The sequence below is a fragment of the Geobacillus sp. LYN3 genome, from assembly GCF_003064505.1.
Lineage (GTDB): Bacteria > Bacillota > Bacilli > Bacillales > Anoxybacillaceae > Parageobacillus_B > Parageobacillus_B toebii.
On the sequence record NZ_QCWL01000001.1, the window covers coordinates 758,695 to 767,806 of the forward strand.

At 33.9% G+C, this 9,112-nt stretch carries 8 protein-coding genes; all 8 read left to right on the forward strand.

The annotated features are described in order from the left end of the window. Positions 1–77 precede the first annotated feature (77 nt). The 8 genes from DCC82_RS03945 to DCC82_RS03980 all read left to right on the forward strand — a co-directional run bounded on the left by DCC82_RS03945 (position 78) and on the right by DCC82_RS03980 (position 8,879). The gene (locus DCC82_RS03945; protein WP_013877587.1) at positions 78–1,193 is read left to right on the forward strand and encodes a BtaA family protein; all 1,116 of its coding nucleotides are present in this window, start codon (positions 78–80) and stop codon (positions 1,191–1,193) included. Between the two features lie 20 nt (positions 1,194–1,213). After that, positions 1,214–2,341 carry a Glu/Leu/Phe/Val family dehydrogenase gene (locus tag DCC82_RS03950; protein WP_013877586.1) on the forward strand — a complete coding sequence of 376 codons (1,128 nt, stop codon included), beginning with the start codon at positions 1,214–1,216 and terminating at the stop codon, positions 2,339–2,341. Positions 2,342–2,365: 24 nt separating this feature from the next. After that, positions 2,366–2,749, forward strand: coding sequence for a DUF5367 domain-containing protein (locus tag DCC82_RS03955; protein ID WP_013877585.1), 384 nt, complete (start codon positions 2,366–2,368; stop codon positions 2,747–2,749). Further along, positions 2,746–3,783, forward strand: a complete 1,038-nt coding sequence (locus tag DCC82_RS03960; RefSeq protein WP_089096771.1) for an SDR family oxidoreductase — start codon at positions 2,746–2,748, stop codon at positions 3,781–3,783. Before DCC82_RS03955 ends, DCC82_RS03960 begins: the two co-directional genes overlap by 4 nt. 4 nt (positions 3,784–3,787) lie before the next feature. After that, the gene (locus DCC82_RS03965; RefSeq protein ID WP_013877583.1) at positions 3,788–5,044 is read left to right on the forward strand and encodes an aspartate aminotransferase family protein; all 1,257 of its coding nucleotides are present in this window, start codon (positions 3,788–3,790) and stop codon (positions 5,042–5,044) included. A gap of 19 nt (positions 5,045–5,063) precedes the next feature. Continuing rightward, complete coding sequence (locus tag DCC82_RS03970) at positions 5,064–5,543, forward strand: type II toxin-antitoxin system RatA family toxin (protein ID WP_013877582.1); 480 nt, start codon at positions 5,064–5,066, stop codon at positions 5,541–5,543. Continuing rightward, complete coding sequence (locus DCC82_RS03975) at positions 5,544–6,644, forward strand: acyl-CoA dehydrogenase family protein (protein ID WP_013877581.1); 1,101 nt, start codon at positions 5,544–5,546, stop codon at positions 6,642–6,644. A gap of 501 nt (positions 6,645–7,145) precedes the next feature. After that, the gene (locus DCC82_RS03980) at positions 7,146–8,879 is read left to right on the forward strand and encodes a DHA2 family efflux MFS transporter permease subunit (protein WP_089096774.1); all 1,734 of its coding nucleotides are present in this window, start codon (positions 7,146–7,148) and stop codon (positions 8,877–8,879) included. Positions 8,880–9,112 lie beyond the last annotated feature (233 nt).

A 9,112-nucleotide genomic window follows, 5' to 3' on the forward strand; every position in this document is an offset into this window, starting at 1 on the left:
TGTCGAAAAATATTTTTTTGACACCCCTGAAACGGCTACAACCGTTGATATATCAACATTTATAGAGGGAGGTTGTTATGATTTCATATTTAGGTAGTATAGTTAAGCTATTAACTACAGAAAAAAATTGGCTTTTATATACCACTTCAAATGAGGATTCACAATCTGAGTTAACCGCTTTAAATATATCCTCGACAGATGACGTTCTTTCCATCACTGGCAGTGGTTGCAGAAGTTTAGCGCTGTTAGCGAATGAGCCTAAATCTTTAACCTCCGTTGACGCTGTTCCTGAACAAAACTATTTACTAGAGTTAAAATTATCTGCCTTTGAAGCACTTACATATGAGGAAGTTTTGCAATTTTTAGGAATTCATAATTCCGACAAACGTCTTCAAATGTACGAGAAATTAAAACCGTTGCTTTCTGATGATGCAGCAATCTTTTGGGACAAACATAAAGAAAAAATTAAACAGGGTGTCATTTTTACTGGGAGACAAGAAAGATTTTACAGAAATGTGGTACTTCCAATTATCAAATTTACAAGAGGAAACATTATATCTAAATTGCTAAAAAGTCGTTCTATCGAAGAACAAAGAATTCTCTATAAGAAGTTAAATACTTGGTTATGGCGTAGAAGCATACAGACACTATGTAGAAGGTCAATCTACAAATTTATTTTAAATGATCCTAGTTACTATGCTTATAGTGAAGTAAATTCACTGGCAGATTATTTAATATCACGTCTGGACTATACATTTACTCATCACCCTATAAAAGAAAATCATTGGCTTACATTTCTTTTATCAGGAAATTACATTCATACATCTTCATTACCTGTTTATTTGTATCCATGTCATTATGAAAAAATCAGGAGGAGTCGTCATAAAGTAAAAATTGTTACAGCCCCATTAGAAAAATATTTACAGGAAGTACCCGATAACTCATTTGATAAATTTTCCCTATCTGATATTTCCGGTTGGATGTCAGAACATTCATTTGAAGCGATTTTAAGTGAAATTATTAGAGTAAGCAGGAACAGGGGTATTTTTTGTTATCGTAATTTTCTTTCGAAAAGAACCATTCCAGAGAATTTAACATCTCATGTTCAACGACTTGATGAGGTAATAAAATTTCTGAATGAAAATGATCGCTCCTTTGCGTTTACTTTCGAAGTAGGTATGATTAAAAAATAAAAAGAAAGGGGAATATAAAGGTGAGTCTTTATGAAATTACCATCAGCGATCCCAATTATGATTTAAAAGGATATATCGTTATTGACAGTTTAGTTAACGGAATAAGTGCGGGTGGATTAAGAATGTCCCCAGATATTAGTTTGGGTGAAATAAAGAAGTTAGCTGCGATTATGACCAAGAAGTATGCAGCCTTAAATATAGAGTTAGGTGGAGCCAAGGCGGGAATAGAGTATGACCCTTCTAAGCACGAAAAAAAAATACTATTAAAAAGATTTGCGGAATTAACAGAACCTCTTTTAAAACATAATTATTTTCTTGGAGAAGACTTAGGTGTTACAGGAAAGGATGTGGCTTATATATATGAATCTATTCATTACAATCCAGTTGATGTTGTTGTGCGTCGTTTACGTGAACGAGGAATTTCAGTAGACATTCCTAATAAATTCCAATTAAGTGATTTATTCGGAAAAAGCTATTCTGTAGAAGCGCTTGGATTATCGATTTTAGAAGCAGTTAGAACAATTTGTAGGAAAATTCAGTTGAATCTTTGCGAAAGTACGGTTGCTATTCAAGGGTTTGGAACTGTGGGGCAAATCACTGCAGAAAAGCTTCTCCAGAGTGGAGCAAAAATTATTGCAATTGAAGATTCTGTCGGCTGTGTAGTCAATAATGATGGTCTCCCAATACCAGAATTGCTATCAATTACAGATTCAAATGGGGTTATTAATCGTACGAAGTTACCAGATCATATAATTCAATACCCAAAAGGATATTGGATAAAAGTAAATGCAGATATTCTTATTCCGGCTGCTATTAAGGATAGTATTCATGAAGAAAACTGCCATGAAGTAAACGCAAAAGTAATCATTGAAGCAGCCAATATGCCTGTAACATCTAAAGCGGAAAAATATTTAATTGATAAAGGAGTATATATTTTACCAGACTATATAACTAATGCTGGAGCTGCTGCATTTTTTGGTTTATTAATCTCGGGACAGGCGACAATGGATACTGTTTTTATAGAATTGCATCATAGAATTAGAAACTCTTTAAATGAAATAGTAGAAATAGCGTTTTCTTCATACGGAAGCAACTTGAGATATGCCTCTGATGTTTATGTAAATCGTTGTCTTAATTTAAAAATGTAAAAAATAGAAATAGAGGTGTTGTTCATGTATTTTCTAATTTGGGGCTTCCTTGTTTGGTTAGGAGCCACGTTCATTTTTCGATTTGTTGGTCATTTTTTCTTTACTCCTGATAGTACTTTGCTTCTTCTCTTATCCTATATGTTTGTTGTTCCTTTAATTTTTTTATTAACTTATCCGCTATATAACTTTAAAGGTTTAACAAAAGATGAACGTTTAAAAGCTGCTATGTTTATCGCACTTCCCGGTATGTTAATTGATACGATTGTGTTAACTGTCTTTCCAAGAGTGTTTACTAATTTACCTGTAGAATCGGACCGATATTTTGGCTCTTGGTTATTATGGGCATACAGTTTGATTTTGATAACGGGCCTTCCACTGAAAAAGCGAGAGAGGAACGATGACAAATGAAAACTTTTAAGACGGTTTTTTTGACCGGTGCCACAGGCTTATTGGGTAGAGCCCTTATTTCTAAATTAAAAGAATACCAAGTTATTTGTTTAATTCATAAAACTCCTTTTAAGGAACATGGTGTTATCTCAATAAAAGGTGATATTACCAAAAAACAATTGGGACTTACTTATAACGAATACCAAACATTATGTAAACAAATTGATGTCATTATTCATATGGCGGCCATTACAGATTTTAGTGAAAGGAAAGAAATTATTGAAAATACAAATGTTGTGGGAACTAAGAATATTGTAACCTTGTCTAGAGACGCAGATGCTCCTCTTTACCATGTCAGTACGGCATATGTTTATGATTTCCCAAATGCAAATCGCTTTGGTAAACAACGTAATTTTTATGAAATCTCAAAAAGATTGGCTGAAAAAATTGTTAAAGACAGTTTGGTTAAAGCAACGATTATCAGACCTTCAATAATTATTGGTGATTCTCATCATGGAACAGTGTCAACGTTGCAAGGATTTCATTTACTAAGCCGATTGATAATGGAAGAAAAGCTTCCTATGTTACCAGGTCTTCCACATTCTATTCTTGATATTGTTCCACAAGATATGGTAGCGGAGGTTATTTTTGCTTTAGTCCATAATGAACATATTGGTGGCGAATTTTATATTACTAATGGTCAGAATGCCCCGATGTTGAAAGAAGTGATTGATACGATAGTACAGGAAAGTACGATTTTATTTAACAAATCTATTTCGTCTCCCAAAATTGTTGATCCTGATCTGTTTGATAGATTAATTAAGCCTGTGTTTTTACCGAAGCTTCCCTTTCAGGTTCGAAAAGAAATAAGAAGAGCTTTGTTTATGAGGGAATATTTAACAATAGAGGAAGCGTTGCCATCTTCGTTAGATTTTTTAAACAGTCATTATGGAATTAAAAAAATACAAGACATGAAATATATACTAAAAAACAACATTAAATATCTTTATAATCTCATAAACTCTCAGGAAGAAAAGAAAGCATATAGGGGGTAAGTAAATGAACGAAATTAAAAATAGTTGTACTGATACGTTAAATCTATACAACACCTATGTTAACAAAGGATGGGCAAAACTTGCAGAACTAATGAATTTACCGCAAGAGGAAAAATCAGCAGGCGTATATATTTTTGATGGCGAAGATAACCAATATATTAATTGTGGGGGATATGGAGTATTTTTACTTGGTCACTGTCATGAAAGGATTGTACGCAGAGTTAAGAAGCAACTGGAAAAATTACCTATGTCAACAAAGATATTTCTTAATCCTGAGTTGGCGAAAGCATCCAAAGAACTGGCAAATGTGGCGCCGCCTGGATTAAACAACGTTTTATTCACCAACTCTGGGGCGGAAGCGGTTGAGGCAAGTATAAAATTAGCAGTATTAAACAACAAAACAAAAATAGTAGCAGCCAAAAATGGGTTTCATGGAAAAACCTTAGGAGCTTTAAGTGTAACTGGTAGAGAAAAATATCGAAAACCATTTAAGTCATTGTTAACCGATGTCTATTTTGTTGAATATGGAAATGTGATTACGCTTGAAGAATATCTGTGGGAAAACAAAGGACAATGTTGTATTATATTAGAGCCATTGCAAGCAGAAGGAGGGGTACGCCTTCCTCCAAGTGGCTATTTAAGACAAGTTAGAGAACTATGTGATCAGTATGGAGCTTTATTAATTATAGATGAAATTCAGACAGGGTTAGGAAGATTAGGTTATTGGTGGGGGGTTGAGGAAGAAAAAATTATTCCTGATATATTGTTGTCAGGGAAGATTTTAAGTGGGGGAGTAGTGCCTGTCGCAGCACTTATTGCGAAAGAGGAAGTGTTTGAAGCTTTTAATAAAAATCCATTGCTACATACTTCTACTTATGCAGGGAATCCTTTGGCAATGGTAGCTGTTCAAGAAACGATAGCTATATTAAAACAAGACAGAATTATTGATCGAGCTAAACTTTTAGGTGAAACATTTGGGGTAACCTTAAAGAAAATACTTTATGAATGCTGTCCAAATTTAGTCGAGGACATAAGAGGAAAAGGGTTACTTTGGGGAATTGAGCTAAAAAGTGAGGGGATAGCTGGTCAATTCATTTTGGAATTACTAAAACAAAAAGTTATTGTTTCACATTCTCTTAATGCACATAAAGTTGTGAGATTAACTCCTCCTGCTACATTGGAGAATGATGAGTTAAATTTTATTTTTACTGCCTTGCAACGAGCTTCTATGTCCTTGAATGAAAAGTATATTAAAAATTGATTAGATTGAGGAGGAAACGATGGGTCAGCTAAAAATACAAGCATCATTATCTGGATTAAATAGTAATGATGTGTACAAAAAAATAGGAAATTTCAAAAATTATAATAAGTATGTAGATATAGTAAGATCAATATCAGTTGAGAATATTGATCAAAATACCTCTATTTCTTCATGGGAAATTGAATTTGAAAATGGAATTTTACGATGGAAGGAGCGGGATGTATTTGAGGATAAAGATAAAGTTATTTTTTTTGAAATGATTGAAGGTGATATAGAGAAATTTAATGGTTATTGGAAAATTATCAAAAATAAGAGCGGGTGTCAGATTTTATTTTTTGCTGACTATGACTTGGGTATCAACATGCTAAATGACATATTGGATCCCATTGCAGGCAATTTACTCTTAGATACGATCAAATCTATTCTCATAGGTCTTTTTGAGAACATACACATAACCGTTGAGGAGTTAAAAACATTATCAGTGGAGGAGGAATGTTAAGTGTCTATATTTTTAAAAAAAGAACGAGAAACCTTGGAGCGTTTCATGCCAAATTTTGATAAATGGCTGAAAGAACAATCCTTTTTTGAACTTGAGGAGCAATGTTCACCGTGTATAAGAAAATATAAAGAAATTGGTGCTCCAGAACTAATGATTTCAGAAGAGTATGGTGGAATGGGAGCTAATATTCTTGATGCTATTCGTATACAAAAAGCAATTGCTAGTAGAAGCCCTTCTCTCGCTCTAGCGCTTACCATGCATAACTTTTCAGTTGCCTCGCTAATGGAAGTTGTAAAATATCAACCTAAATTAGAGAATATCTTAAAAAAAATTGCAGCAGAGAGACTATTGCTTGCTTCGGGATTTGCCGAAGGGAACAATAATAATATTTTTTCTCCAACAATGAAAGCTGAAGTTGTCAGTAATGGTATTATTGTCAAAGGTAGTAAAAGGCCATGTACACTTTCAAAATCAATGGACTACTTGACGGCAAGCGTAAATCTCGTAGACAAAAATGGTAAGGAAGTTTTTGCTATTGCTATGATCCCGAGTAATGCAAAAGGAATCGAAGTTAAGGAGTTCTGGAAACATTGGGTATTGAGGGCAACAGAAACAGAAGAGGTTTTTTTACATGATGTATTTGTTGATATGGAACATGTATTTATAGCAGGTGACCATGTTAACTTACATCCTGCTGTACTGTATGGGTTATTATTGTTTGAACTGTTAGCATCAGCTACTTATTTAGGAACGTGCTCAAGATTGGTAGAAAAGGTTATAATGAATAATAAAATTTCAGATATTAACAAAGTAGATTTGATGGTTCAAGTAGAAATGGCCACATCTGCATTAGAAGGAAAGGCGTATACACTTTTAACCGATGGGTTTAGTGAATCATTGTTACAGGAGACCTTATTAGTACGTTATGGGGTAGAAAATATTTTAAAAGAGGTTGCAACTAAATCTGCTAATTTATGGGGTGGATTAAACTTTTTATCCTCTAATGAAGCAGCTTATCTTCTTGTAGTCTGCCAATTGTTAAGTTTTCATCCTCCTACAAAACATAGTGCTTTAGATATGATGATGGTGTTGCAAAACTAGAGTTTGTGCATAAGGATGTATAGTTGTACATGTAGTAAATAACGATTAAAACTGTACCAACGTGGGTGTTCTAACCATTATTCTTTGGCTGTATAAATGTCTGCTCATTGAGTGCGGAAACGAAATTGCTGTTTTTTGTATTCTGTTTTTAAAAACTGAGGAAGTTGTCGGCCGTATGCTTTTTTTCGTTCGTCCGCTATTCACGGATTAATTGGTGAAAAGGGAAAATATTCCTGTTTGACCACCCATTTAAGGACTTTTTCACTATCGTAGATAGCATCTCCTGATGCAAACTCATGTCTCATTCCTTTAAAGGGGATGCTATATACAAAAATTTAAATAATTCATATATATGCTAATTTATGGTGTTCATTCTGAATGTATCCTTGTAAAAATTGAAGAAACTCTAAAGAAAAAACGAGAAAAACGATATTGAGAGTTTAATTTAATAATATTTACAAAATATAGGGTAACTTGGTAGGTGTGAGAGGAGAAGGTAAAATGACTGAAACTGTAAATCAACAACGACATAGAGGATTGAAACAAGTGTTTGCAGTAAGCATTGGGCTTTTTCTTGTGTTTTTAGATAGTACGGTAGTAAATATAGCGATCCCTAATATTATTGATGATTACAAAATTGATCTAAGTAAAGCCTCATGGATCATAAACGGGTTTGTACTTACACTTGCAGTACTATTAGTTACTCTCGGTAAAATGGCTGATATGTTCGGGCGTGTTCGCACTTTTTTGTGGGGAGTCATCATTTTTACAGTTAGCTCTTTTTTATGTGGAATTGCACCATCAGCCGATTTGCTGATTATCTTTCGTGTTTTGCAGGGAATAGGTGGAGCCATGGTCATACCTACAAGTATGATGTTAGTTAGAACGGCTGTTCCTCCTGAGAAAATAGGATTAGCAATGGGAATTTGGGGAGCTGTTGGTGCTATGGCAGTTGCTATCGGCCCGAGCTTAGGAGGACTTATTACAGAGTATATTCACTGGAGATGGGTGTTTTATATTAATGTTCCCATTGTGTTATTGGCATTTCCGTTCATATTCCTCGCTATTCGAGTACGAAATGAGCCTATTCATAAATTTAAACTTGATCCATTAGGAATTTTGTTGATGAGTTTGAGCTTATTTTTTCTTACGTACGCCATTTTGCAAGGGGAAGAAATTGGATGGACATCTTATAAGATCTTTCTTTATTTTGTAATTAGTGTTGTTAGCGGAGCCCTATTTCTTTTTGTTGAAACGAGAGTAAAAAATCCTCTTCTCGATTTTTCAATTTTTAAGAATCGCTTGTATGTTTCTGGATTAGTTTCAAATTTTCTTAGTGGTATATTATTAATGGGAACGTTAATTTTACTTCCCCTATTTCTTATTAAAGTTAAGGAATTTAGTACATTAGAAGCTTCGTTTGTGATTACTTCTCTTTCCGGAGTTATGCTCATCGTAGCACCAATCACCGGACGGGCAATTGATAAAATTGGTTACCTTATTCCTATGTTAATAGGATACATAACAATTATTGTTGGTTTTAGCTTACTTATAAATATTGATGTAAATGTAAGTGTTTTAAAATTAATTTTATTTCTTGCTATTTTAGGGACAGGTTTAGGGATTATTATGATCACTAGCGTTACGGTATGCACGGCTACCGTTTCTCAAACTCAAATTTCTTTAAGTTCAGGCATTTTTGCTACAGTTCGAAGTGTGGGGGGAGCTATTGGAGTAGCTTTGTTTGTGTCTTTAACATTAAGCTTTCTAAATCATTATTCCGCTAACGTAGTCGATGAAGGAGTAACGATCATAAAAGAATCAGATATTCCTAAAAAACTAAAAGACTCTATTCAAAAAGTTTTAATGAAACAAAGAGATACTTTTTTTGAGGAAAAAAATAACAATAGAGTGTTGGAACTAGACGAGGAAAGTAAGCAATTACTTGCGAAAAATATTGAAAAAGAGGCACTGGCGAAGATTCCTAAAGGGACATCAATGTCTCCAGAAATGCAAAAGAAAATCGAAGAACAAGTGAAGCAACAGTTGATCAATATAGACAAAAACATTGCTAACATAAAAAAACAAATAGAAGACATATCGAAAGAATATGTAGCAAAATCCATGGCAAAAGCATTTTTCAGCGGGATTATTTTGTGTTTTCTTTCGAGTTTATCGTTGCCTTTCTTGTCTAAAAAGTTTTCGTTAAGCCATAGTAGAGAAGTCGATATATGAGTAGTAACTTCATTATTCATTAATGTTTAAAAAGATCAAACTATGCTTATCTTTAACAACTAAACTTGCAAAGGGTAGATAGGTGGAAGCAATTAGTCGCTATTCCAGAATTTCACATGTTGTCAACGCCTTCATCTGATCAGTGAGGACATTTTTTTTTTTGGTTCATCACCAAATTTTGTGATTTAGTGACAAAAAAGAGAAAGCACTGACGAGATCCTGGCAATAATGTT